The sequence below is a fragment of the Alphaproteobacteria bacterium genome, from assembly GCA_019635875.1.
In the GTDB taxonomy this organism is placed as follows: Bacteria; Pseudomonadota; Alphaproteobacteria; order Reyranellales; family Reyranellaceae; genus JAFAZJ01.
Map to the genome: position 1 here is coordinate 625,566 of JAHBYP010000003.1, position 24,659 is coordinate 650,224.

Annotated in this window: 25 protein-coding genes and 1 pseudogene; 19 read left to right on the forward strand and 7 right to left on the reverse strand. The window is 69.0% G+C overall.

What is annotated here, in order from left to right:
• The first annotated feature begins 90 nt into the window (after window positions 1–90).
• The 5 genes from KF889_14235 (at window position 91) to KF889_14255 (ending at window position 5,111) form a co-directional block, all read left to right on the forward strand.
• A complete protein-coding gene (locus tag KF889_14235) occupies window positions 91–1,218 on the forward strand; it encodes a DUF2029 domain-containing protein (protein MBX3500603.1) in 1,128 nt (375 codons plus the stop codon).
• Window positions 1,194–2,402: a DUF2029 domain-containing protein gene (locus KF889_14240; protein MBX3500604.1), complete on the forward strand. Its 1,209-nt coding sequence runs from the start codon at window positions 1,194–1,196 to the stop codon at window positions 2,400–2,402. The genes KF889_14235 and KF889_14240 overlap by 25 nt, the downstream gene beginning before the upstream one ends.
• Entirely contained in the window at window positions 2,393–3,130 is a 738-nt protein-coding gene (locus KF889_14245) for a sulfite exporter TauE/SafE family protein (protein MBX3500605.1), read from the forward strand. Before KF889_14240 ends, KF889_14245 begins: the two co-directional genes overlap by 10 nt.
• 224 nt (window positions 3,131–3,354) lie before the next feature.
• On the forward strand, window positions 3,355–4,512 hold the full coding sequence (locus tag KF889_14250; protein ID MBX3500606.1) for a DUF3616 domain-containing protein: 1,158 nt from the start codon (window positions 3,355–3,357) through the stop codon (window positions 4,510–4,512).
• Between the two features lie 38 nt (window positions 4,513–4,550).
• The gene (locus KF889_14255) at window positions 4,551–5,111 is read left to right on the forward strand and encodes a protein-tyrosine-phosphatase (protein MBX3500607.1); all 561 of its coding nucleotides are present in this window, start codon (window positions 4,551–4,553) and stop codon (window positions 5,109–5,111) included.
• A gap of 179 nt (window positions 5,112–5,290) precedes the next feature.
• Here KF889_14255 and KF889_14260 read toward each other — a convergent pair whose 3' ends face one another.
• Both KF889_14260 and KF889_14265 read right to left on the reverse strand, forming a co-directional pair.
• Complete coding sequence (locus KF889_14260; protein MBX3500608.1) at window positions 5,291–6,094, reverse strand: SDR family oxidoreductase; 804 nt, start codon at window positions 6,092–6,094, stop codon at window positions 5,291–5,293.
• Between the two features lie 43 nt (window positions 6,095–6,137).
• Entirely contained in the window at window positions 6,138–6,389 is a 252-nt protein-coding gene (locus tag KF889_14265; protein ID MBX3500609.1) for a DUF1127 domain-containing protein, read from the reverse strand.
• A gap of 98 nt (window positions 6,390–6,487) precedes the next feature.
• Between KF889_14265 and KF889_14270 the strand changes: the two genes are divergently transcribed.
• A complete protein-coding gene (locus KF889_14270) occupies window positions 6,488–7,252 on the forward strand; it encodes a glucose 1-dehydrogenase (GenBank protein ID MBX3500610.1) in 765 nt (254 codons plus the stop codon).
• Between the two features lie 62 nt (window positions 7,253–7,314).
• Entirely contained in the window at window positions 7,315–7,578 is a 264-nt protein-coding gene (locus KF889_14275) for an SDR family oxidoreductase (protein MBX3500611.1), read from the forward strand.
• A 138-nt stretch (window positions 7,579–7,716) separates the two neighbouring features.
• Here KF889_14275 and KF889_14280 read toward each other — a convergent pair whose 3' ends face one another.
• From KF889_14280 to KF889_14290, 3 genes are read right to left on the reverse strand one after another with little or no spacing between them, the layout of a single operon-like run.
• A complete protein-coding gene (locus tag KF889_14280) occupies window positions 7,717–8,559 on the reverse strand; it encodes an SDR family oxidoreductase (protein ID MBX3500612.1) in 843 nt (280 codons plus the stop codon).
• Between the two features lie 5 nt (window positions 8,560–8,564).
• Window positions 8,565–8,927 carry a hypothetical protein gene (locus KF889_14285; protein MBX3500613.1) on the reverse strand — a complete coding sequence of 121 codons (363 nt, stop codon included), beginning with the start codon at window positions 8,925–8,927 and terminating at the stop codon, window positions 8,565–8,567.
• A 32-nt stretch (window positions 8,928–8,959) separates the two neighbouring features.
• Window positions 8,960–9,304 (reverse strand): hypothetical protein, encoded by a 345-nt coding sequence (locus KF889_14290; GenBank protein MBX3500614.1) that lies wholly within the window; start codon window positions 9,302–9,304, stop codon window positions 8,960–8,962.
• A gap of 74 nt (window positions 9,305–9,378) precedes the next feature.
• On the opposite strand from KF889_14290, the pseudogene cysQ reads away from it, so the two are divergent.
• The 4 genes and pseudogenes from cysQ (at window position 9,379) to KF889_14310 (ending at window position 13,242) form a co-directional block, all read left to right on the forward strand.
• A pseudogene (gene cysQ / locus KF889_14295) lies at window positions 9,379–10,203 on the forward strand (3'(2'),5'-bisphosphate nucleotidase CysQ).
• Entirely contained in the window at window positions 10,113–11,204 is a 1,092-nt protein-coding gene (locus KF889_14300) for a threonylcarbamoyl-AMP synthase (protein MBX3500615.1), read from the forward strand. Before cysQ ends, KF889_14300 begins: the two are co-directional and overlap by 91 nt.
• Window positions 11,205–11,987: 783 nt before the next feature.
• Window positions 11,988–12,128 (forward strand): SEC-C domain-containing protein, encoded by a 141-nt coding sequence (locus KF889_14305; protein MBX3500616.1) that lies wholly within the window; start codon window positions 11,988–11,990, stop codon window positions 12,126–12,128.
• A gap of 100 nt (window positions 12,129–12,228) precedes the next feature.
• On the forward strand, window positions 12,229–13,242 hold the full coding sequence (locus KF889_14310; protein ID MBX3500617.1) for an IS30 family transposase: 1,014 nt from the start codon (window positions 12,229–12,231) through the stop codon (window positions 13,240–13,242).
• Between the two features lie 10 nt (window positions 13,243–13,252).
• Here the strand turns inward: KF889_14310 and KF889_14315 are convergent, their stop codons facing one another.
• Window positions 13,253–13,849 (reverse strand): 2-hydroxychromene-2-carboxylate isomerase, encoded by a 597-nt coding sequence (locus KF889_14315; protein ID MBX3500618.1) that lies wholly within the window; start codon window positions 13,847–13,849, stop codon window positions 13,253–13,255.
• A 158-nt stretch (window positions 13,850–14,007) separates the two neighbouring features.
• On the opposite strand from KF889_14315, the gene KF889_14320 reads away from it, so the two are divergent.
• From KF889_14320 to KF889_14350, 7 genes are all read left to right on the forward strand, one after another.
• Entirely contained in the window at window positions 14,008–15,507 is a 1,500-nt protein-coding gene (locus KF889_14320; protein MBX3500619.1) for an FAD-binding oxidoreductase, read from the forward strand.
• 194 nt (window positions 15,508–15,701) lie between these two features.
• Complete coding sequence (locus KF889_14325; GenBank protein MBX3500620.1) at window positions 15,702–16,247, forward strand: hypothetical protein; 546 nt, start codon at window positions 15,702–15,704, stop codon at window positions 16,245–16,247.
• Window positions 16,248–16,546: 299 nt separating this feature from the next.
• Entirely contained in the window at window positions 16,547–17,902 is a 1,356-nt protein-coding gene (locus KF889_14330; protein ID MBX3500621.1) for an FAD-binding oxidoreductase, read from the forward strand.
• A 107-nt stretch (window positions 17,903–18,009) separates the two neighbouring features.
• Window positions 18,010–19,224 (forward strand): zinc metallochaperone GTPase ZigA, encoded by a 1,215-nt coding sequence (zigA, locus tag KF889_14335; GenBank protein MBX3500622.1) that lies wholly within the window; start codon window positions 18,010–18,012, stop codon window positions 19,222–19,224.
• Window positions 19,221–19,907: a DUF1826 domain-containing protein gene (locus tag KF889_14340; GenBank protein MBX3500623.1), complete on the forward strand. Its 687-nt coding sequence runs from the start codon at window positions 19,221–19,223 to the stop codon at window positions 19,905–19,907. The genes zigA and KF889_14340 overlap by 4 nt, the downstream gene beginning before the upstream one ends.
• Entirely contained in the window at window positions 19,900–20,169 is a 270-nt protein-coding gene (locus KF889_14345) for a hypothetical protein (protein MBX3500624.1), read from the forward strand. Before KF889_14340 ends, KF889_14345 begins: the two co-directional genes overlap by 8 nt.
• A gap of 247 nt (window positions 20,170–20,416) precedes the next feature.
• Window positions 20,417–21,124 (forward strand): methyltransferase domain-containing protein, encoded by a 708-nt coding sequence (locus KF889_14350; GenBank protein ID MBX3500625.1) that lies wholly within the window; start codon window positions 20,417–20,419, stop codon window positions 21,122–21,124.
• Between the two features lie 86 nt (window positions 21,125–21,210).
• Here KF889_14350 and KF889_14355 read toward each other — a convergent pair whose 3' ends face one another.
• A complete protein-coding gene (locus tag KF889_14355) occupies window positions 21,211–23,376 on the reverse strand; it encodes a TonB-dependent siderophore receptor (protein MBX3500626.1) in 2,166 nt (721 codons plus the stop codon).
• On the opposite strand from KF889_14355, the gene KF889_14360 reads away from it, so the two are divergent.
• Entirely contained in the window at window positions 23,375–24,652 is a 1,278-nt protein-coding gene (locus KF889_14360) for a hypothetical protein (GenBank protein ID MBX3500627.1), read from the forward strand. The two genes, KF889_14355 and KF889_14360, sit on opposite strands and share 2 nt — an antisense overlap.
• Window positions 24,653–24,659 lie beyond the last annotated feature (7 nt).

Genomic DNA, 24,659 nt, shown 5'->3' on the forward strand with positions numbered 1-24,659 from the left:
GCGCGATACTTCCGCGCGGCTTGCCTCCTGCAAGGTTCGCGCCCACACTTCGCGCGCGTGAGAATCGGGGACCTGTTCACGGAAGAACGCGTGGCGCGCGTGGCGAAATTCGCCGCGCTGGGCTTCGCGATCGCCTTTGCCGCGCTGCTCACCCAGTCGCGCGACCTGGTCTTTTCCTCCGGCCGCGCCGTGGGCGCCGACTTCGTCACCTTCTGGGCGGCGTCCGATCTGGCGCTGTCGGGCCGGCCCGCCTCGGCCTACGACGAAGCCGCGATCATCGCCGCCGAGCGCAAGGCGCTGCCCAAGGCCCAGGACGTCTATCTCTGGCACTACCCGCCGCCGTTCCAGCTCGTCGTGCTGCCGCTGGCGCTGGTGCCGTATCTCTGGGCCTACGGCCTGTGGCTCGCCGCGTGGCTGGCGATCTATGCCGCGACCTTTCGCGCCGCGTTCCGCGACCCGGCGCCATTCTGGCTGGCGATCGGCGCCTCGGCCGTCTACGTCAACGCGCTGCACGGCCAGAACGGGCTGATGACCGCCGCGCTCGCCGCCGGCGGCCTGCTGCTGCTCGAGCGCAAGCCGCTGCTGGCCGGCTTGCTGATCGGTGCGCTGTGCTACAAGCCGCATCTGGGCCTGCCGCTGGGCCTGCTGCTGCTCGCCGGCGGACATTGGCGCGCCGCCTTTGGCGCGGTGCTGTCGGCGATCGCGCTGTGCGGCTTCTCCGCCCTGCTGTTCGGTATCGACACCTGGCAGGCCTTCCTCGCCAACGCCGCAACGGCGCGCGCGGTGCTCGAAGGCGGCGCCGTGCCCTGGCACAAGATGGCCTCGATGTTCGCCACGGTGCGGCTGGCGGGCGGCGGCCTCGGACTCGCCTACATCGTGCACGGCGCGGTGGCGGCAGCCGTCCTGGCGATGACGATGCTGGCGTGGCGGCGGCCCGGCCTGTTCGAGCTGAAGGTCGCGCTGGCCGTGCTGACCGCGCTGCTCGTCTCGCCCTATCTCTTCGACTACGACCTCGCCGTGACCGCACTGGCGCTGGGCCTGCTGCTGCGCGACGGCTTCGCCCGTGGCTGGCGGCCGGGCATGCGGCCGGCGATCGTCGTGCTGTGGCTGGCGCCGGCGGTGCTGTCCTATGTCGCCGAGGCGACGCACGTCCAGCTGCAGCCGATCGTGCTGCTGGCGGCGTGGCTGCTGACATGGCAGAGACTGCGCGCGGCATGACCAACCTGTTCACCGAGGCGCGCGTCGCGCTGTTCGCCAAGGCGATCGCCATCGCCTTCCTGCTCGCCTTCATCGCCACCCTGGCGTCGATGCGCGACATGATGCTGTCGCCCAATCGCGGCTTCGGCGGCGACTTCATCGCCTTCTACGCCGCCGGCACGCTGGCGCGCGAGGGCCGGCCGCAGGCGGCATACGACATGGCGACGATCACCGAGGCGGAGAAGCGCGCGCTGCCGCAGGCGACCTACGCGCTGATGTACGCCTATCCGCCGGTCTTCCAGATGGTGCTGAAGCCGCTCGCCGGCCTGCCCTATGTCTGGGCGTACATCGTGTGGGCCGCCGTGCTGTTCGCGCTGCACGTCGCGGTCTGGCGCATCGCCTTCGGCGACACGCCGGCCTTCTGGGCGGCGCTGGGATGCTCGGCGGTCTATCTCAACGTGCTGCACGGCCAGAACGGCCTGCTGAGCGCCGCGTTGCTCGGCATCGGCCTGCTGTCGCTCAGGCACCGGCCGCTGCTCGCCGGCATGGCGATCGGCGCGCTCTGCTACAAGCCGCAGCTCGGCATCTCGGTCGGCCTGCTGCTGATCGCCGGCGGGCAGTGGCGCGCCGTCGGCGGCGCGGCACTGTCGGTCGCGGCGCTCTGTGCCGCGTCGGCGGCGGTGCTCGGTCTCGATGTCTGGCGCGCCTTCATCGAGCAGGGTGGCGACGCGCGCATGGTGCTCGAGGGCGAAGGCGGGCCGCTCGACAAGATCGCCAGCGTCTACTCCCTCGTGCGCAAGCTCGGCGCGCCGGTGGCACTCGCCTATGCGCTGCACGGCATCGTCGCGCTGGGCGTGATGGCGCTGGCGGTTCGCGCCTGGCGACGCGGTGGCGAGGAGCTGCCGCGCATCGCCATGGCGGCGGCGACGGTGCCGCTGGTCTCGCCCTATCTCTTCGACTACGACCTCGCGGTCATCGTGCTGCCGATCGGCGCGCTGCTGGTCGACGGATTTCGCAATGGCTGGATGCCGGGCATGCGGGCCATCCTGCCGATCGCCTGGCTCGTGCCGGCGATCGCGCCCAATCTGGCGGAGCACACCGGATTGCAGATCATGCCGCTTGCCAGCCTCGCCCTGTTCCTGATGGCGTGGCGGCGCTGCGCGACGAAGGCCATCGAGGGCAGCGGACAGGCACGATGGATCTGACGTTTTTTGCCATCGTGGTCGGTGCGTTTCTTCTTGCCGGCGTGGTCAAAGGCACCGCTGGCATGGGACTGCCGCCCACCGCCGTCGCGCTGACGACGCTGGTGCTGCCGATGAGCGATGCGCTGGCACTGCTGACGGTGCCGACCCTGGCGACGAATGTCTGGCAGGCGTTCTGGGGCGGCCATTTCCGCACAATGCTGCGTCGCTTCTGGGTCATGGGTATCGCGATCACCATCGGCATCTTCGTTTCCGCGCTGACTCTGCGCAGCCTGGGCTCGCCGCTGTCGGTCGGACTGCTCGGCGTGATCCTCGTGATTTTTTCGTTAACCGCCTTCGTCGCGTGGCGGCCATATGTGTCGCCACGACACGAATGGTGGGCCAACCCGCTGAGCGGCGTGGCGACGGGACTCGTCGGCGGCGTGACCGGCATGGCAGCGGTGCCGTTCCTGCCCTACATGCAGTCGCTGTCGCTCACGCGCGACGAGTTGATTCAGGCGCTGGGCATTCTCTTCGTGGTGTTCACGGCCGCGTTGATGATCGCACTCGCGGATGCTGGTGCATTCACGATCACCAACGGCGTCGGCACTTTGGTAGCCACTGCACCGACATTTCTCGGCGTTTGGCTTGGACAAAGATTGCGTCGCGCAGTGTCGCCTGAAGCGTTTCGCAAGTTGTTCCTCGCCGTGATGTTCGGCGTCGGCGCATATCTTTCGCGCGGTCTTTTCTGAGACGATTTTTCCACAGCAGTGCGAATCGCAATCGTCATGCGCCTCGTCAGCGTTCAATCAGGATTTGTTGGCATGGTGGTCGTGCACATCGGCGGTTCTGCCCCAACGGGCCGACCGGTGGGCGACACACCCCCTTGGGCGCTCGTCTTTCCGTCAGACGAGCGCCCATTTTCTTTGCGCGTTGCAGAAGGCATAACCGTCGCACGCGAAAGGCGGAGCCGCGCTTGCTCGACAATCTGTCGCCTCTGGCGGAGTCCATCGCGCTCGATCTCGGCAAGCATGCCGGGAAGAGGACCGCGATCCAGAACCTGTCCGGCGCCGCGTTCATCGGCGAGCATCTCTATCTCGCCAATGACGAAGGCAGGCACCTGCTGCGCCTGACGCGCGATGCGCCGCGACGCTACGGCACCTGCACGGCGATCGGCATCGCCGATCTCTTCAAGCTGCAGGATGGCGAGGTCGACAGGAAGGAGTTCGATCTCGAGGCGCTGGCCGTCGACACGCGCGACGGCAGAACCGTGCGCCTGTGGCTGATCGGCTCGCACGCGATGGGCCATGACGAGCCGCCGGGCAGCGACCTCAGGCGGCTGGGCCTGAGACGCCAGCGCAACCGCCTGCTGTTCGGCTGCATCGAGGTCGACGAACAGGGCGCGCATGTCGAAGGTTCGGGCCGTCACCTGCGCATCAGCCCGATCGGCGGCACCTGGACGACCCGCTTCCTGTCGGCACTGCGCGAGGCGCCGCCCAGCGCCGGCGGCTTCGTGCGCGAAGCCTCGGCGCTGGCGCACCTGACGATCCCAGAGAAGGTCGCCGGAAGCATCGGCTGGTTCACGCCCTACACGATGGCCAGCACGAAGGAGAACGGCCTTGACGTCGAGGGCCTGGTCGTCCGCCGCCGCGGCGAGGATGCGTCGAAGGTGGTGGCCCTGGTCGGCCTGCGCGGACCGGTGATCGACGGCTTCGCGGTCGTCATCGAGGTCGAGATCCGCGATCACAACAGGCGGAGGCTGAAGCTGGAGGGCGCGCCGCGCTTCCACCTGCTGAACCTGCAGGGCTTCGGTGTGCGCGACCTGGAATGGCGCGGCGACGATCTGCTGATCCTTGCCGGTCCGACGATGACCAGGCAGACGGAGTCGGAACTGTTCTGCTGGCGCAACGCCTGGAACGCGATGGGCGCGCGCGGCCCGGTCGCCAATGTCCTCGAGGTCGACACGATCGACCGGCTCGGTCCGCTGCCCATGAAGGACGACGGTGGTCCCGAGGCGATCGCCACGATCACGCCCGGCAGTGACGGCTACATGCTGCTGCGCGACGGCATCAAGGGCGAGCGCCTCGACGGCTCGACCTACCATGCGGAAGTCTACCGCATCGCGGAGCCGTGACGGTGGACAGGCCGCGCCGCGCTGGCTAAGGACGGCGCATGTCCGAACTCACCCCGTTCAAGGTCACCATCTGCGGCATTCCCGATCTGCCGCAGCACGGCGGCAGCGGCGTCAGCCATGTGCTGTCGCTGATCGACACGCAGCATGTGCTGCCCGAGGCGCTGGGCAGCTATGGCGAGATCGACCACGAGCTGGTGCGCTTCGACGATGTCGTCGCCGAGTTCCCGGGCTTCGTCGCCTGCAGCGAGGCCGACGTGCGCCGCATCCTCGCGCTGGGCGAGCGCATGCGCGAGGCCGGCGAGCGCGCGCGGCATCTGCTGGTGCATTGCCACGCCGGCATCTCGCGCTCGACGGCCTCGGCAGCGGTGCTGATGGCGCAGTTCAATCCCGGCCGCGAGACCGAGGCGTTCCTGAGGATCCTCGATCTGCGTCCACACGCCTGGCCCAACACGCGCATCGTCGAGTTCGCCGACCGCCTGCTGGCGCGCAACGGCGCGCTGCTCGACGGCCTGGTCGCCTATCGCCGCGCGCTGCTGGCGCGCAAGCCGCATCTGCGCCAGGTGATCGTCAATATCGGCCGCGGCCACGAGCTGCCTTAGCCCTTCTCCCCGCGAAGGTCAGGGGCCGCGGACGGCCCCGAGGGAGAAGGTGCCGAGCGAAGCGAGGCGGATGAGGGGCTTCCTCGCGCAACAACATCGACTGATTTCGTTGGGACTCTGCGAAGCCCCTCATCCGCCCTTCGGGCACCTTCTCCCCGCCTTTGCGGGGAGAAGGAAAACTACCGCCCGCGCAGCGGCAGCGCGCCCAGGTGCATGCCGGCGTCGACGATCATGAACTCGCCGGTGACGTTGCTGGCGCTGGTCAGGAAGAACACCGCGGTCTCGGCCATCTGGTCGGGCGTGCCGGCCTGGCGCAGCGGCGTGCTGCTCTCCTGCTGCGCCAGCGCCGCGTCGTAGCCCTCCTTGCCGAAGACGCCCAGCAGCCAGCGGCCCTGGATGAAACCCGGGCAGATCGTGTTCACGCGCACCGCCGGTGCCAGCCACTTCGCCAGCGCCAGGGTGAGCGTGTTGAGCGCGCCCTTCGAGCACATGTAGGGGATCGATGAGCCGACGCCCATGACGCCGGCGACCGAGGAAATGTTGACGATCGAGCCGCGCTCCTTCTTGTCCTCCCACTGCTTCTTCATGACCGGGAAGACGGCGCGGGCCATCTGGTAGGGGCCGACCACGTTGATGCGGTTGATGCGCTCGAAATCCTCGGCATTGACGCCGTCGAGATCGCCCTGCGCCTGGGCCTTGGTGGTGCCGGCATTGTTGAGCACGCCGTCGACGCGGCCCCACTCCTTCACGGCGGACTCGACCAGCCTCTTGCAGTCGGCATCCTGCCCGACATCGGCCTGCACCAGGATCGCGCCCACGCCCTTGGCCTTGACGGCCGCCATGGTCTCGTCGGCTTCCGCCTTGCTGCGCGTGTAGTTGACGACGATGTTCCAGCCCAGACCGGCGAGCTGGACCGCCGCAGCGGCGCCCAGCCCGGTTGCCGATCCGGTCACGATCGCGACCTTCCCCTTCTGTGCGGCCATGTCTTCCTCCTGCGATTGGCGTGCGGCCGCACCCTAGCGCAGGTCACGCCCGCCAGTCGCGCAGATCGCGCCAGAAGGGCTGGGCGATTTCGTATGCCACGAGCTCGGGCGCGATGCCGACGTCGCGCAGGCTGCGCGCGTCGATCCGCGTCAGCTCGCGCCTTGCCGCGCGGCGCTCGTGCCAGAGGCGCAAGGTCTCGATGATCCGCGCGGTCAGGGTCGGTTTCGCCTCGCGGGCGATCAGCGACTGGAAGGTCGGGATGTCGACCTGGAGATCGGACCTGAAGTGAGACATGGATGCCTCCTGACCAATGGGTCTGTCGTGCATCCGAGATAGGCCGCTATCATCGGGCTCTCAATTACGCGCCAGATCATGCGGCGAGGGGATTGCTCATGGACGGATTATTTTCGCTTGCAGGCCGCGTCGCCCTGGTCACCGGCGCGTCGCGCGGGCTGGGCCGCGACTTCGCGGTCACGCTCGCCCAAGCCGGCGCCACCGTGATCTGCGCCGCGCGCACCGCGCCCGATCTCGAGGCCACCGTGGCGTCGATCGTCAAGGGCGGCGGCAAGGCCGAGTCGCTGGCGCTCGACGTCAACGACGAGGCCGCCGTGGTGAAAGCGGTGGCCGACATCGTCGCGCGCCATGGCCGCATCGACGTGCTGGTCAACAATGCCGGCATCACCGTGCGCAAGCCGGTGGTCGACCTGCCGCGCGAGGACTGGCAGCGCGTGGTCGACACCGACCTCACCGCGCCCTTCATGCTGGCGCGCGAATGCGGGCGGCACATGCTGCGCCGCAAGAGCGGCCGCATCGTCAACATCTCCTCGATCCTGGGCATTCTCGGCCGCGAGACGGTGGCGGCCTATGTCGCCTGCAAGCACGGGCTGATCGGGCTGACCAAGACGCTGGCGGTCGAGCTCGGCCCCGACGTGACGGCCAACTGCATCTGCCCGGGCTACATCCGCACCGAGTTCAACGTCGTGCTGCAGCAGACCAAGAGCTTCAACGACATGCTGGAGCAGCGCACCGCGGCGCATCGCTGGGGCAGGCCCGAGGACCTGCGCGGCGCGCTCCTGCTGCTGGCCTCGGATGCCGGCGCCTACATCACCGGCCAGTCGATCGTCGTCGACGGCGGGATGACGACGATCCTGGCGTGAGATGTCGTCCTGAGCGCAGCGAAGGACCTCGCGGTCGATCGGCCAGGCAACTACAGCGTCGGATGATCTCCGGCGCCGCAGGCATCTGGTCGCTCCACCGCGAGGTCCTTCGCTGCGCTCAGGACGACAGGGAAGCCTCAGCCCTCGACGCCGAAGGCCTTGCGCAGGGCGTTGAGCCCCTGCTGGAGCAGCGCACCGCGGCGCATCGCTGGGGCAGGCCCGAGGACCTGCGCGGCGCGTTGCTGCTGCTGGCGTCCGACGCCGGCGCCTACATCACCGGCCAGTCGATCGTCGTCGATGGCGGGATGACGACGGTCTTGGCGTGAGTTGTCGCCCTGAGTGCAGCGAAGGACCCCGCGGTCGATCGGCCAAGGAACTACGGCGTCGGATGATCTCCGGCGCCACAGGTATCTGGTCGCTTCACCGCGAGGTCCTTCGCTTCGCTCAGGACGACGGGGGAAGTCTCACCCCTCGACGCCGAAGGCCTTGCGCAGGGCGTTCAGTCCCTGCTGGTGCGGCGTCCACATGCGGCCGCCGACCAGGCCGCCATCGACCACCAGATCATGGCCGTTGATGAAGCTCGACTCGTCGGAGGCGAGGAACACCGCGGCCTGGGCGATGTCGTCGGGCAGGCCGGCGCGCGGGATCGGCTGGTTGGCGGCGAACACGCCCTTCATCGTCTCGGCGGTCTTCTCGGCGTCTTCGTGCGAGAGGCCCAGGGCCTTGCCGAAGATGCCGGTGGCGATGCCGCCAGGCGAGATCGAGTTCACCCTGACGTTCTTCTCGCCCAGCTGCATGGCGACGCAGACGGTGAGGTGGTTCACCGCCGCCTTGGCCGCGCTGTAGATCATCGAGCTCGACATGCCGGCGCGCCGCGCCGCCACCGAGCCGTTGTTGATGATGCTGCCGCCGCCCTGCTTCAGCATCACGGGCGTGACGTGCTTCATGCCCAGCATCACGCTGCGCACCAGCGAGGCCATCGCTGCGTCGAAGCCGTCGACCGGGATGGTCTCGATGCCGCCCACCGGCGCCGGCCCGCCGGCGTTGTTGAACAGGCAGTCGACGCGGCCCCATTTCGCCACGCACGCGTCGATCAGCGCCTGGAACTCGCTCTCCTCGGTGACATCGGTGCGCTGGAACAGCAGGCGCTCGGGCCCGAGCTCCTCCTGCAGCGCCGCGCCGAGATCGGCGCGGCGGCCGGCTGCCACGACGCGCGCGCCCTCGGCGACGAAGATCTCGGCCGTGCGGCGGCCGATTCCGCTGGTCGCACCGGTGACGATGCAGACCTTGCCGTCAAGGCGCGCCATGCCGGCTATTTCCTGGTCAGCTGCTTGGCGTCGAACTTGCAGTAACCGTCGAGCAGCACGTTGCCGCCGGCCGGCGTGATGCGGCCACGCACCTGCATCGTGTTGCCATCACCGACCCTGGCGGTGGTCCGGAAGTTGCCGCCGGCGTCCATCGCCACCGCATTCCAGAAGCGCTGCGTGCGGCCTTCCTGCATGAAGGTGCCGCTCACCTGGTTGCCGGTGACCGACACGTCGATGGTCATCTTGTAGCGCGTGCAGCTGCCCTGGCCCTGGCCGTAGCCGGTCCAGGTGTACTGGGTCTGCGCCAGTGCCGGCGCTGCGCTCAGCAGCCCGGCGACGGCGATGCAACAGACGATGACGGCGCGCATGAGACCCCTCCCCCTTCTCGATGGACCCTCGATCAGCGCACGGGCGCAAGCTTGAAGTCGAAGATGCAGTAGCCGTCGAGCTTGACGGTGACCAGGCCGGGCGTGACCTTGCCCGTCACCCTCATCCGGTTGCCGCCACCGACGATGGCCTCGGTGACGAACGTGCCGTCCGGCTTGGCCGTAGCGGCGAAGTTGCGCTGGTCCCGGCCCGCCTGCTGGAAAGTCGCCTTGATGTCCGATCCGTTGACGGTCAGGTCCATCTTCATGGCGTAGGTCGGACAGCGCGTCGATCCCAGCTGATTCTGGCCGGAACTGACCGAGCCCGCGTAATTCTGCTGCGCCAGGACCGGCGTCGCGGCCAGCACAGCGGCGGCCATCAGGGATCCAAGAACGACACTTCGCATGATGCCTCCTCAATGGATGGTCAGCGGCAATGAACCATGATCGGACCATGCCTCCCGACCAGCCCAGAATCCATAACATTGTGGCGGGATCGGGCTATAACGTCGCCGCCGCGTTACGCAAGGTTACCGTGTCCCATCTCGACAAGCCCGCCCTGCTGCTCGACCTCACGGCGCTCGCCCGCGAGGCCGGCGCCGCGATCCTCGACATCTATGCCCGGCCCGATCAGGGCGAGCGCCGCAAGACCGACGCCTCGCCGGTGACCGACGCCGACCACGCCGCCGAGGCCATCATCCTCGCCGGCCTCGGCCGGCTGACGCCCGACATCCCGGTCGTCGCCGAGGAGGAGGTCGCCGCCGGCCGCACGCCCGAGGTCGGCGCCGGCCCGTTCTGGCTGGTCGATCCGCTCGACGGCACCAAGGAGTTCATCAAGCGCAACGGCGAGTTCACCGTCAACATCGCCCTGATCGAGGACGGCGTGCCGACCCTGGGCGTGGTCTCGGCGCCGGCGCAGGGCGTGCTGTGGCGCGGCGCCAAGGGCCACGGCGCGCAACGCATGCTCGACGGCCAGGCGCCGTCGGCGATCGCCGTGCGCCGACCGCCGGCGCAGGGCCTCACGGTGTTCGCCAGCCGCAGCCACGCGGTGTTCAGCCAGCTCGACATCTGGCTGCGCAACAACGACATCCCGGTGGCCGAGCGCCGGCAGGCCGGCTCGTCGCTGAAATTCTGCCTGATCGCCGCGGGCGAGGCCGATATCTACCCGCGCTTCGGCCCGACCATGGAATGGGACACCGCCGCCGGCCAGGCGGTGCTCGAGGCGGCCGGCGGCGAGGTGATCGACGACAGCACGCGCCAGCCGATGCGCTACGGCAAGCCCGCCCATCGCAATCCCTGGTTCGTCGCCCGCGGCTGGCCCGCGGCGCGCGACTGGCAGACGCGATGAGGGCGATCATCGCGCGCGCCGTCGAGCTCATCCGGCGCGGCCGTCTGGTCGCCTTCCCGACGGAAACCGTCTACGGCCTGGGCGCCGACGCCACCAATGATCGCGCCGTCGCCGCCATCTTCGCGGCCAAGGGCCGGCCCGCCTTCAACCCGCTGATCGCCCACGTGCTCGACGCCGCCGAGGCGCGCCGCCACGTCGTGTGGAACGACACCGCCGGGCGGCTGGCCGCCGCCTTCTGGCCCGGCCCCCTCACCCTCGTCCTGCCCCGCGTCGAAGGCTGCCGCCTGTCGCTGCTGGCCTCCGCCGGCCTCGACACCGCGGCCGTGCGCGCGCCCTCGCACCCCATCGCCCGCGAGCTGATCGCCGCATCGGGCGTGCCGATCGCCGCGCCCAGCGCCAACCGCTCCGGCGCGATCAGCCCGACCCGGCCGGAACACGTCGTGGAGTCGCTGGGCGACGCGGTCGATCTGGTGATCGATGGCGGGCCCTGCGATGTCGGCCTCGAATCCACGGTGCTCGATCTCAGCACGCCCAGGCCGACCTTGCTGCGCCCCGGCGGCACGACGCGCGAGGCCATCGAGGCGCTGATCGGACCCGTCGATGCCGGACCAGCGATCGGCGTCGCCGGCACGCTGCATGCGCCGGGCCAGCTCGAAAGCCACTACGCGCCCAGCGCCACGGTGCGGCTCAACGCGACAGCGGCGGAACCCGGCGAGACGTTGCTGGGATTCGGCCGGATCGACGGCGCGCTCAATCTCAGCCCGAGCGGCGATCTCCTCGAGGCGGCGGCCAATCTCTTCGCCATGCTGCGCCAGCTCGACGCATCGGGCGCCACGCGGATTGCCGTGGCCGCCATCCCGCAGCAGGGTCTGGGCATCGCCATCAACGACCGCCTGCGCCGCGCCGCCGCGCCGCGGCCGTCAACGCAGTAGAAGGTCCTGCATATGACCGACGATGAGATTCTCCAGGCGCTCGACTGTGAATACCCCTTCCCACGTGACGCCTTGCTCGCGGCGATCGCCAATCGCGCGACCATCGCGCCGCGCCTGATCGCCGAGCTCGACCGCTATGTGGCTGACCCGGAGGATCAGGCCAATCGGCCGTGGCGGCTGCTCTTCGCTTTCTACCTGATGGGCGAATGGCGCGAGAAGGCGGCCTATCCCTCGCTGTGCCGGCTGTTGCGCCTGGCGTACGAGGACATCGAGAAGGTCATCGGAGATGGCCTTACAGAGAGTGCACATCGGGTGCTGGCGTCTGTCTTCGACGGCGATCCGCAGCCGCTCTACGATCTAATCCACGATGCGGAAGCCGATGAATTTGCCCGATCCTGCGCATGCCACGCGCTGACGATGGTGAGCGCACGAGGCGACTTGCCGATCGCCGAGGCCGAGCGCTTCCTGCGTGACGCGTTCGATACGCTGCGTCCTCGTGATGTCAACTACGTATGGTCCGGATGGCAGGAAGCCGTTGCCCTGCTCGGGCTGGAAACACTCGCTCCGAAGGTGCGCCAGGCCTTCGACTCCTTCATCGATCCGTCGTGGCTCACCTACAGGCATTTCGAGGAGGACTTGCGAACCGCTGTCGCCGACGGCCGCGCGACAGCCAAGGGCCGCAGCAAACGCTGGACGCTGTTCGACGACACCGTCACCGAGTTGGGCAGCTGGCATTGCTTCAGCGCGGCGCACCAGCGCGAGCGCAAGCGCGACGCGGTGCGCATGGAGCGCAGGCTTGACCGGATCGCGCGTGAGTCACGCGAGGGCTGGCCTCAGACCAATCCCTACCGTCACGTCGGGCGCAACGATCTTTGTCCCTGCGGCAGCGGGCAGAAGTTCAAGCGATGCCACGGGAAGAGCTGAGATTCCCCCTGTCATCCCGAGCGCGGCGAGGGATCCCGCAAAACCACATAGATCCCCCTGAGTTCACAAACGAAGTGCAACACCAGACTAAGGTGTTGCCATGGGAAAACACTACAGCCATCTCACGCTCGAAGAGCGCTGCACGATTGCCCAGCTTCAACAAGCCGGCTATCCGCAGTGCCAGATTGCAGCAGCTCTGGATCGCTCGCCATCGAGCATCTCTCGCGAGCTGAGGCGCAACAGCGGCAGGCAGGTCGGCTACAAGCCGAGCTATGCCCAGCAGCAGACCCGCGCCCGGCGCTGGCACGGCTCGCGCCTGGAACGCGACGAGGAGCTGTGCGAGCTGGTGCTCGGCCAGCTCGCGCGCGGCTGGTCGCCCGAGCAGATCGCCGGCCGGCTCAAGCAGCAGAAGGCCGCCGTCACCATCAGCCACGAGAGCATCTACCGCTTCATCTACAGGCAGATCCGCCGCACCAACGACGGCGCCTGGCGCCACCTGCTGCCCCGCGGCAAGTACCGGCGCGGCCGGCGTGCCCGGCACAAGCGCCCCGCCGAGGACCTCATCAAGCGCCGTGTTTCCATCGCTTTGCGCCCCCTATCCGTCGCCACCCGCCGCGTCTTCGGCCATTGGGAAGGCGATCTCATGGCCTTCGCCACCCCCGGTCAGGCCATCCTTGTCGCCCACGAGCGCAAGTCTCGCGTGACCATTGGCGCACGCCAGCCCGGCAAGGCCTCCAAACCCCTCGCCAAGCGTCTTCACGCCTGGTTCCAGCAGCTCGATCGCCGCCTGCGACGCTCCCTCACCATCGACAACGGCAGCGAGTTCGCTCAGCACCACGTGCTGACCGACCACCTCGACATGCGCACCTTCTTCTGCGACCCGCATAGCCCGTGGCAGAAAGGCGGCGTCGAGAACGCCATCGGTCGCCTGCGCAGGTTCCTGCCCAGGAAGACCAACCTCGACACCATCACGCCCCGGCTTCTCGACGCCGCCATCGCCGCCTATAACAACACACCCCGCAAGTGCCTCCAGTTCAGGTCACCGGCCGAGGTCTTTCTCTCCACCGTGTTGCGCTTCGAATGTGAATCCACACCCTCGCTCCGCTCGGGATGACAGCTTTGGTCTACCCCACCAACCACGGCTTGCGCGCCCAGTCGAGCGCCAGGTCGAGGCGGTCGTTGCCCCAGAACAGCTCGCCGCCGACGATGAAGCTCGGTGCGCCGAAGATGCCCAGCGCGACGGCGCGATCGACGTCGGCACCCAAGCCCTTCTTGTTGTCGTCGGCGAGCGCGGCCCGCAGCGTCGCCTCGGCGTCGAATCCGGCGCGCGCCAGAACGTCGCGGATGACGTCGGTCTCGGCGATCTCGCGGTCCTCGGCGAAGCTGGCGCGGTAGATCGCCAGGGTGAGCGCCGGGCGTCGCTCGGCCGGCACCGCGCGGCAGACACGTGCGCCGAGCAGGCCGTTGCGCGGGTAGGTCGACGGCCAGCGCAGAGGCAGGCCCTGGCGCGCCGCCAGCCGCTCGACGTCGCGGCGGCGATAGCTGCGCTGGGCCGGCGGCGCGTTCTGCAGCGGCGACGGGTTGTCCGGCCGCAGGCGCAGGATCGGGCCGATGATGAACGGCACCCACTCGACGGCGATGTCGCGCATCGCGGCCAGCCGCTCGGCCGCCAGCCAGGAATACGGGCTGGCGAAGTCGTACCAGAATTGCATCGGCGTCATGCGGCCATGGTGACGCCGCCGGACTCATCTGTCATCCCGAGCGCAGCGAGGGATCCAGCAAAACCGCATAGATCCCTCGCTGCGCTCGGGGTGACAGGAGACTCCAACCCGCCCGCATTCGCCTCTAGACTGTCCGCCTCCGGAGGAAACCAAGACTCATGCCCGACACCTACATCTCGCCGCCCTCGTCCGCGTTCCACGAGGCGCTCGCCGCCATCGTCGGCGAGAAGGGCCTGGTCACCGATCCGCAGGCGGTGCAGTTCCACACCACCAACTGGCAGGGCCTGGCGCCGGGACGCGCCGCCGCCGTGGTCAAGCCGGCGAGCACCGAGGAAGTCGCCGCCATCGTCAGGCTGTGCAACCAGCACAACGTCAAGATCGTGCCGCAGGGCGGGCTGACCGGGTTGATGACCGCCGGCATCCCGGTGCGCCAGGGCGACGAGATCGTCGTGTCGCTGGCGCGCATGAACCGCATCCTCGACGTCAACCCGCAGGCCTACACCATGACGGTCGAGGCCGGCGTGGTGCTGCAGACCATCCAGCAGACGGCGATGGACAACGACCGCCTGTTCCCGATCAGCCTCGGCGCGCAGGGCTCGTGCATGATCGGCGGCAACCTCTCGACCAATGCCGGCGGCGCGCAGGTGCTGCACTACGGCAACACGCGCAGCATGGTGCTGGGCCTGGAAGTCGTGCTGCCCGACGGCCGCATCTGGGACGGCATGCGCGCGCTGAAGAAGGACAACACCGGCTACGACCTCAAGGACCTCTTCGTCGGCGCCGAAGGCACGCTGGGCATCATCACCAAGGCGGTGCTCAAGGTCTTCCCCAAGCCCAAGGACGTCGCCACCTGCTGGCTGGCGATCCCGAACCCAAAGGCCGCCTTCGAGCTGCTGGCCGAGGCGCGCATGGCCTCGGGCGACTGCGTGACCTCGTGCGAGCTGGTGCATGGCATCGGCTACGAGAGCGTGCTGAAGCACGTGCCCAACCTGCAGCGGCCGATCGAGGGCTCGCCCGAATGGCAGCTGCTGATGGAATGGTCCTCGACCCGCGCGCCCAGTGGCAATGGCGCCGGCGGCATGGCCGAGCGCATGGAGGAGTTCCTCACCGGCGCCTTCGAGCGCGGCCTGGCGGTCGACGGCACCATCGCCCAGTCCGAGGCGCAGGCGCGCAACATGTGGGCGATCCGCGAGGGCCATGCCGAGGCCGGCCGCCGCGATCCCAACCCGAGCTGCTCCTTCGACATCTCGGTCGCGGTGCATGACATCCCGGACTTCATCGAGCGCTGCAACGCCGCCTGCGTGCAGGCCGTGCCGGGCATCCGGCCCAAGCCGATGGGTCACATGGGCGACGGCAACCTGCATTACTCCTTCGGCGCACCGCTCGACGTGACGACGCGCGAGGCCTTCCTGCCGATGGTCAAGATGCTCGACCGCATCGTGCACGACATGGTCAACGAGATCGGCGGCTCGATCTCGGCCGAGCACGGCATCGGCTCGGTCAAGCTGCTCGAGCTCGAGCATTACCGCTCCTCGACCGAGCTCGACATCATGCGCGCCATCAAGAAGGCGCTCGATCCTAAAGGCCTGATGAACCCGGGCAAGGTGATCCGCGTCGATCCCGGCGAGCCGGTGGCCGAAGCCTTTCCGATGCGCTGAGCGCCCACCTGCTCAGAACGATCCTAGTCGGCGCCACGCTGGCCTTCGCCGGCGCGGCACAGGCGCAACCTGGCGCCGCGGCGTGGAATGCCGGCAGGCTCTACATACCGGCGTCGCTCTCGACCTCGAGCAAGGCCTGCGACAGCGCGCCCGCCGGCGCGTGCGCGCGGCAGATCACGCCCGGCCGCCATCCGGTGATCGTGTTCCTGCATGGCTGCCGCGGCCTGCGCCGGCCGACGCCGTTCCTCGAGCTGGGCGCCATCGTCGTCGAGCCTGACGGCTTCTCGACCGGCCTGCGCTGCACCACCGACCGCGCGAAGCTCGCCGCGGTCGTCGCGGCACGTCACATCGACGTTGCCTACGCCGCCGCCCAAATCGCCGCCGCGCCGTGGGCTGACGGGCGACGGCTGGTGCTGGCCGGCTACAGCAATGGCGGGCAGACCGCCGCGACATACGCCGGCAACGAGTTCCGCGCCCGCGTGCTGATCGCGTGGACCTGCAACAACCAGCACGACCCCTCGCAGAACGGCGTGAGGGGCCGCGGCGCGGTGCTGGCGCTGATCGCCACCACCTACAGCCTCTACGAGCGGCTGGGCATCGCGGGCGATTGCGGCGAGGCGGTGAAGGACCGCGGCCCCGGCTCGCGCTCGATCCTGATCGACAGCTCCTCGCACGACGTGCTCGACCACGCCATCACCCGCGAGGCGGTGGCGCGGTTCATTCCGTTCGTGCTGCGATAGCACAATCAGGCCGTCGTCCTGAGCGCAGCGAAGGACCCTGCGGTATCGCGGGCACATTGAAGCGCCGATCCGTTCGCACCACCGCAGGGTCCTTCGCTGCGCTCGGGACGACAGGGGCCATCCGATTGTCCCAACGGGGCAATGCGGACAAGTTCGTCGCCGACAGGGACAATGGCGAACCATAAATTCAGGGCGTGCCGGACACCTACACGACAATCCCCGCCGCCGTTCCCGCCTCGGTGCTCGAGGCGATCCGCCGCGTCGTGGGCGACAAGGGCTTCACCGCCGATCCCGCGGAGATGGAGCCGCATGTCGTGGAGTGGCGCGACAACTACCATGGCCGCGCCGCCGCCGTCGTGAAGCCGGCCAGCACCGAGGAAGTCGCCGCCGTGGTGAGGATCTGCCACGAAGCAGGCGTGCCGGTGGTGCCGCAGGGCGGCATGACCGGGCTGGTCGGCGCCGGCATCCCGCACGAGCATGGCGGCGAGATCGTGCTGTCGATGCGGCGCATGAACCGCATCCTCGAGGTCAACCCGATGGCCTTCACCATGACGGTCGAGGCCGGCGTGGTGCTGAAGACCATCCAGGAGACCGCGGCGGCGCATGATCGCCTGTTCCCGCTCAGCCTCGGCGCCGAGGGCAGCTGCGCCATCGGCGGCAATCTCTCGACCAATGCCGGCGGCGTGCAGGTGCTGCATTACGGCAACGCGCGCAGCCTGGTGCTCGGGCTCGAGGTCGTGCTGCCCGACGGGCGCATCTGGAATGGCCTGCGCGCGCTGAAGAAGGACAACACCGGCTACGACCTGAAGAACCTCTTCATGGGCGCCGAGGGCACCCTGGGCATCATCACGCGGGCGGTGCTGAAGATTTTCCCGGCGCCCAAGGACGTCGCCACCGCCTGGATGGCGGTGCGCGATCCCGCCGCCTCGGTCGAGCTGCTGTCGCGCGCGCACGAGGCGAGCGAGGACAACGTCACCTCCTGCGAGCTGATGAGCCGCCAGGGACTCGACTTCGTCTACAAGCACATCCCCGGCTGCGGCGATCCGCTGGCCGGCCGCCATGACTGGTACGTGCTGCTCGAATGGTCCTCGACGCGCGCCGTGCCCGAGGGCGGATCGGGCATGAGCGAGCGCATGGAGGCTTTCCTCGGCGAGTTGCTGGAGGAAGGCCTGGTGCTCGACGCCACCATCGCGCAGTCGACGACGCAGGCGCAGGCCTTCTGGAAGATCCGCGAGAGCCATTCCGAGGCGCAGAAGATCGAGGGCCCCTCGATCAAGCACGACATCTCGGTGCCGGTCGGCGAGATTCCCGCCTTCATCGAGCGCGGCATCGCGGCGATGAAGCGGATCGTGCCCGACCTGCGGCCGGTGCCCTTCGGCCATGTCGGCGACGGCAATCTGCACTTCAATGCCCAGGCGCCCGAGGGCATGGGCAAGGAAGCGTTCTTCGCCCACTATGGCGCGATCAACCGCGCAGTCTACGACATCGTGCGCGAGGTCGCGGGCTCGATCTCGGCCGAGCACGGCATCGGCCGCTTCAAGCTCGAGGAGCTCGAGCACTACCGCTCGCCGGTCGAGCTCGACGTCATGCGTGCCATCAAGCGCGCGCTCGACCCGCAGAACCTGATGAACCCGGGCAAGGTGATCAGGGTCTAGGCACGGCGCTGCGCCCGCGGGCGCGGCGCGTGCCGAGGCGCGTTTTTTGTTGCCTCAGAAATGTTATGTTATAACATTGTCACTCCCATCAACGTCACGAGCGACGCATGACTTCGGCCGCATCTCGTTTGCCCGTCACCGTGCTGTCCGGCTTCCTCGGCGCCGGCAAGACGACGCTGCTCAACCGTGTCCTGCACAATCGCCGCGGCCGGCGCGTGGCGGTGATCGTCAACGACATGAGCGAGGTCAACATCGACGCCGCGCTGGTGCGCGACGGCGGCGCCGGGCTCAGCCGCACCGACGAGAAGCTGGTGGAGATGTCCAACGGCTGCATCTGCTGCACCCTTCGTGACGACCTGCTGCGCGAGGTGCGCCACCTCGCGACGCAGGGCCGCTTCGACTACCTGCTGATCGAATCGACCGGCATCTCGGAGCCGATGCCGGTGGCCGCGACCTTCGACTTCCGCGACGAGGATGGCGCGAGCCTCGCCGACGTGGCGCGCCTGGACACCATGGTCACGGTGGTCGACGCCTTCAACTTCCTGCGCGACTACGCCGGCACCGGGTTCCTGCGCGATCGCGGCCAGACCGCCGGCGACGGCGACGCGCGCACCATCGTCGACCTGCTGGTCGAGCAGGTCGAGTTCGCCGACGTCATCGTGCTCAACAAGGCCGACCTCGTCCCGCCCGAGGATCTGGGCACGCTCGAAGGCATCATCCGCGCCTTCAACACCCGCGCGCGCATCGTGCGCAGCGTCAGGGGCGACGTGGACCTCGAGGACGTGCTCGACACCGGCCTGTTCGACATGCGGGAGGCGTCGATGGCGCCGGGCTGGCAGCAGGCGCTGCTCGGCAATCCGCTGCCCGAGACCGAGGAGTACGGCATCTCGAGCTTCGTCTACCGCGCCCAGGCACCGTTCCATCCGGCACGGCTGATGGCATGGCTGCGGCGCGAATGGCCCGGCGTGATCCGCTCCAAGGGCTTCTTCTGGCTGGCGACGCGGCCGGCCTTCGTCGGCGTCTGGTCGCAGGCCGGCGCGGTGACGCGCCACGAGAAGGGTGGCCGCTGGTGGGCGAGCGTGCCGCGCAGCCGCTGGCCGCGCGACCGCGCGGCGCGGCGCATGGTGCTCGACCACTGGAAGGAGCCGTTCGGCGACCGCCGGCAGGAGATCGTGCTCATCGGCAAGGACATGGACCGCGCCGCGCTCACGGCGGCCTTCGACGCCTGCCTGCTGAGCCCGAGCGAGATCGCCGCCGGCGCGGCGGTCTGGAAGTACCTGCCCGACCCCTTCCCGGCCTGGACCGAGGAGATCGTGCAATGAGCGCGGCCGCGCAGGCGATCCGCCCGCATGTCGCATGCGGCGACACGCCCGCAGCGCTCTCGGCGATCACCTCGCCCGCCGTCAACCTCGCGCTGTGGCAGCGTCGCCTTCCCCGCGCGCTGGAGGCCAGCGTCGCGGCGCATCGCGCCCGCCCGATCGCTGGCGAGGTCTGGTTCGACGCCTGCGACTCGGCGGCACGGACCGACGGGCACTTCGCCGTGCTGCTGCGCGACATCGCGACAGCCGACCAGGCGCTGTGGCGCGCCGACATCGAGCCGCTGGTCGGCGCCTTCGCGCGGCTGAGCGCCGCACACGTCGTGCGCGCGACGCTCGAGACGGTGACCGGCGCGGGCTGCCGCAAGTTCCACGTCGACCATGTCGGGCTGCGCCTGCTGTGCACCTACGACGGCGGCGGCACGCAGTGGCTGCCCGACGCCGCCGTGCGACGCGGCATGCTGGCGGTGGGCGACAACGACAATATCGTCGCCGACGCCCGATCGGTCGAGACGATGGCGCGCGGCGATGTCGGGCTGTTCAAGGGCGAGGCGTGGCCCGGCAATGCCGGACGCGGCATCGTGCATCGCTCACCGCCGCCGCCCGAGGGCGGACATCGCCGCGTGCTGCTGTGCCTCGACGCCGGCATGGTCGACCACTCGCGGCTCGGGCGGGCGGTTCTTGTCTGAGCCCGCGACCAGCCTGACCCGGGCGATCGAGGCCATGCACAAGGCCGACACAGATCGTGCGCTGGCCCATGTGCGCCGCGCCCGCGCCGCCTGCGCCGACGAGTGGCTGCCGCGCGACGCGGTACTCGACGCGCTGCTGCTCGCGGTGATCGAGGAGGCCCGCGATCCGGCGAGCGCGCATCTCGTCGCCGCCCATCTCGGCAAGGCCGCACGTTTGCTGTCGCTGCTCTCGGCCAGCCAGCCCGACGGCGCGACGCACTAGGAGCTGCGGCTGACGGCGACGTTTGAACCGTCGTGGTGTAGCGCCCATGCCGCGCGATCACGCGCCATGCCACGATACGTTCGCCGCCGATATTGCGTTCGGTTCAGCCGACAAACCGCCGAAAGACGAATCTGAATGCCCGCACTGCCGCGAGTTCGGCTCGACGACCGGCTCCTTGGCAGCACGCGATGAGCACGGATGCGCCGTGCGTACCGCTCGACCCGCCATCAGCAGCAGGACCCACGACATGCGAGATGACAAGGACGCCGGCTCGAAGAATTTCCTGGGCGCCTTCTCCGATCCGGAAACCGTCGCGCGCTATGCCGACGGGCCACGCCGCTTCGTGCCGGGCCTCGATGCCCTCTACACCATGACGGGCCTGTTGCTGGCGGAGCAGATGTCAATCGATCCATGCGTGCTCGTTCTCGGAGCCGGCGGGGGATTGGAGCTGAAGGCGCTCGCCGCAGTCCATCCGGCGTGGCGGTTTGTCGGCGTCGACCCGTCGGCACTGATGCTGGACGAGGCACGACGCACCCTGGGGACGCTCGGCAACCGGGTTGACCTTGTCCAAGGTTATGTCGGCGATGCGCCCGAGGGACCGTTTGATGGAGCCGTCTGTCTCTTGACAATGCACTTCATTGAAGCCGCGGAGCGACAGCAAACGGCGGCGGAGATCAGACGGCGGCTGAGGCCGGGCGCTCCCTTCGTCGTAGCGCACGGCAGCTTTCCGCAGGGCCCTTCCGAACGGTCACGCTGGTTGTCGCGCTATGCGGCTTTTGCGGTCGCATCGGGCGTCGAGATCGAGCAAGCCGAGAAGTTCCGGAAGGCTGTCGAGACGAGCGTGCACATGTACAGCCCCGAGCAGGACGAGGCCATTTTGCGCGCCGCCGGCTTCGTCGACGTAAGCCTGTTCTATGCCGCCTTCACGTGGCGCGGCTGGATAGCCCACGCTTGACGCCATGGGCGACAGGATCAGACACGCTCTCGCAGAATGCGAAGCCTGGCCGAGAAGCGGCGACAGCACCGTCAAGCGGCTCTTTCCTAGAACCGGGCACGCAGACCGAGCTCGAAGGTGCGCGGCCGGCCGAGGATGACGTAGTTCGCGTCGGTGGCCCACGCCGCGTAGACCGTGTCGGTGACGTTGTGGACGCGGAAGGTCACGTCGGCATTGGGCCGGAATGCCCATGTGACGAAAATGTCGGCGATCGCCGCGCCGGGCAGCCGCACAGTGTTGGCGTCGTTGGCGGTGATCGACGAGCGGTAGTTCACGAGTCCGCCGACCGTCCAATCCACCACGGGCGCCCAGGTGACGCCGCCGTTGAGCACCCAGCGCGGCACGTTGGGCGGCTGATTGCCGGCGAAGTTCGCGGCGCCCGAGCGGAACTCGTCGTAGCGGGCGCTGACCATCGCGGCGTTGGCGAAAAGCCGCAGCGAGTCGACCGGTCGGAAGCTGCCGCCGATCTCGAAGCCGGTCGACGACTGCCGCCCGATCTGCACCGTGTTGCCTGTGGCGGGATCCGTCGTCGGGATATCCCTCTTCTCGATGCGGTAGACCGCCGCGGTAACCTCGCCGCGGCCGCCGCCGAAGCCCTGCTTGAAACCGACCTCGAACTGGCGCGCGCTGGTCAGGCTGAAGGGCGTATCGCTGGCGCCCAGCGTGAACAGCGCGAAGCGCGGCTCGACCGCGGTGGCGAAGGCGGCGTAGGCCGTGCCCTCCTTCCACACGTCCCACACCGCGCCCACGCGCCAGGTCGTCGGCGCGAAGCTGCGCTGGTAGCGCTGGTTGGCGGGCTGGCGATCGTAGTCGACCCACAACCAGTCCTGGCGCATGCCGCCGACCAGCTTGAAGCCGGGGAACAGCTCGACCCGCAGCTCGGCGAAGCCGGCGAGCTGGCGCAGCTTCGCCTGGACATGCTGCGTGCGCGCCGTGCCGTGCGTGAAGAAGTCGGTCGCCGGCGGGCTGTACGGGTCGACGAGCTGCAGCGACGTCACCTCGTTGCGCGGGCTGTCCCAGCGCGTGTCGGCGTACTCGACGCCGGCCACCGCCGCCACCGCGCGGCCGGCGACGGTACCGTTGAAGGCCGCCTCCAGGCGGTTGCCGGTGAAGCGGTGATCGTATCCGAGGTTCTCCCAGGTCTGTCGGCAGACCTGGTCCGCGCCGGTGGCGTTGACCAGCGTCGATCCGCGGAAGCTGCAGGTGCCGCCGGCCGGGATGTAGGCGAAGCGATAGGCGTTCACCCAGTCGCGATACGCCTGGTAGTTCCAGAGCTGGTTGCGCAGGCTGAAGCCGTCGCCGAGTTCGGCTTCGGTCTTCCAGCGCAGCCACAGCACGCGGTCGTTGTAGCGGTTGTTCGGCAGGTTGTTGTAGTTCACGTCGCGCAGCGATTTGTCGATCGCGCCGCGCACCAGCGGCGTGCCCCAGTAGGCGTCGTCGATGTCCGAGCGCAGGTAGTCGAAGTCGAGCCCGGTGGCGATGTGATCGGTGACCTGCCAGCGGATCGCGCCGCTGATGTTGCCCGAGCGCAGCTCGCTGCCGTTCACCGTCCCGCGCTCGGCATTGATCACGCCGTCGAGCCGCCACGTCAGCGAATCGCCGATCCGCCCGCCCTTGCCGACGCCGACGCGCAGGCCGGCCGGCATGCTGAGCGTGGTCGTCACCTCCAGCGGCTGAGGCTGCCCTGACGGCGCCTTGCGCACGAGATTGACCGCGCCGCCGATCGCGCTTTCGCCGAACATCACCGAGGCCGGTCCGCGCAGCACCTCGATGCGATCGAACATGAAAGCATCGTAGGTGCGCGTCGTGATCGTCGTCGACGAGACGCGGATGCCGTCATAGAGCAGCGCGAAGCCGTTCTCTGTGAAGCCGCGCGCCGACATCACGCCAGCGGCGCCGGGCCGCACGGCGGCGGTGAAGCCGGTCATGCCCTCGAGCGCCTCGATCCACGTGCGCTTGCCGCGCTCCTGGATCGTCGCCTGGTTGATCGATTCGACGCCGCCCGGCACGTCGCGCGCCGTGCCCGGCAGGCGCGAACCGGTGGTGTTGGGTGCGTCGAGATCGGTGGTCGACGTCACCCGGTCGCGGGGAACCAGACGTTCGTCGACCACGATGCGATCCAGCCGTAGAGGACCAGGTGTGCCCTGGCCCAACGCCGCTCCGGTTCCCGCCGCCAACGCCCAGAATGTCATCCCGACCACGGACAGGCGCATGCCCGATATCCCAAACGCCATCCCCAACTCCAATATGATACGTTATAACATTGTCCTTATAGTGGTGTTTCCGTTGGGAATCCAAGTCATGCGTGGCGCCGCGTTCGCTCTCCTTCTTCTCCTATTGCCGAGCCTGCCGTCACCGGCCACAGGGCAGGCCAGCGTCGCCGCGTGGCGCGGTGTCGTGGCCGACCACGCCACGGGTCGGCTCTGGATCGTCGACCTCGCAACCGGTCGGATCCTGGCGACGGAGGAACTGCGTGCCTCCGCCCGTCTTCACCGCGGTGCCAGCGGACGCTATGTCGTCGCGACCCTGCCGAGCGCGGACGAGGTCCGCCTGGTCGACAGCGGCGTGGTGCTCGAAGGACACGACGACCATCGCGACATCGCGATTGGCGCGCCACGGCTGTTGCGTCCCGCCCTGTCCGGCCGCAAGCCCTCGCACATCAGTACCGGCCATCGCGACATCGCGGTCTTCTTCGATGGCGACGGCATGGCCGTTGTGCTGGACGAAGACGCTTTCGCGCGTGGCGACGTCAGCCGCCAATGGCGCGTCGCGTCGGGCGCGCCGCACCACGGTGCCGCCGTGCCCGTGGGACGCCAGCTCGCAATCAGCGTCCCGACGCCATCGCAAGCGCTGCCGGACGCGGTTGTGCTCCGGGACAGGACCGATCAGCCGAAGCATCGGCTGGAATGCCCGAAGCTGCATGGCGAGGCGCGCAGCGGTGCCCATGTCGCGTTCGGCTGCGCCGACGGCATCGCGGTCTACGAGCAGCGGCGCGTTCGCCTCGCCGCCGTCAAGCTCGCCTATCCGCCGGACATCGCTGACGGCCGCAAGGTCCGCTGGCTCGACGGCGCGCTGGGCTACAGCCTGTTCTTCGGCGATTTCGGGCCGCGCGCCGTGGTCTCGATCGATCCGGGCCGCGTCGACGGTTTCGCCGTGATCGACCTGCCCGGCCGACGCATCGCGCAGACATTGCTGCACGACCCCGGCGACACGGCGTTCGTGCTGATGGAGAGCGGCGAGCTCGTGCGCATCGACACCTTGAACGCACGCATCACGCATCGGACCGGCGCGACCGGCCGCTATGCCGCCAACGACGACACCGCCCGGCCGCGCCTCTCGGCCGCCGGTCCCTTCGTCGCGGTGAGCGACCCGGCCGCGGGCGAGATCGTCGTCCTCGACGCCACGACACTGGCCGAGCGGCGGCGCATCCGGCTTGGCGGCACGCCGTTCGATATCGTGGTCACCGGCGGCAGCGGGCGCAGCCACTAGCGGGCGC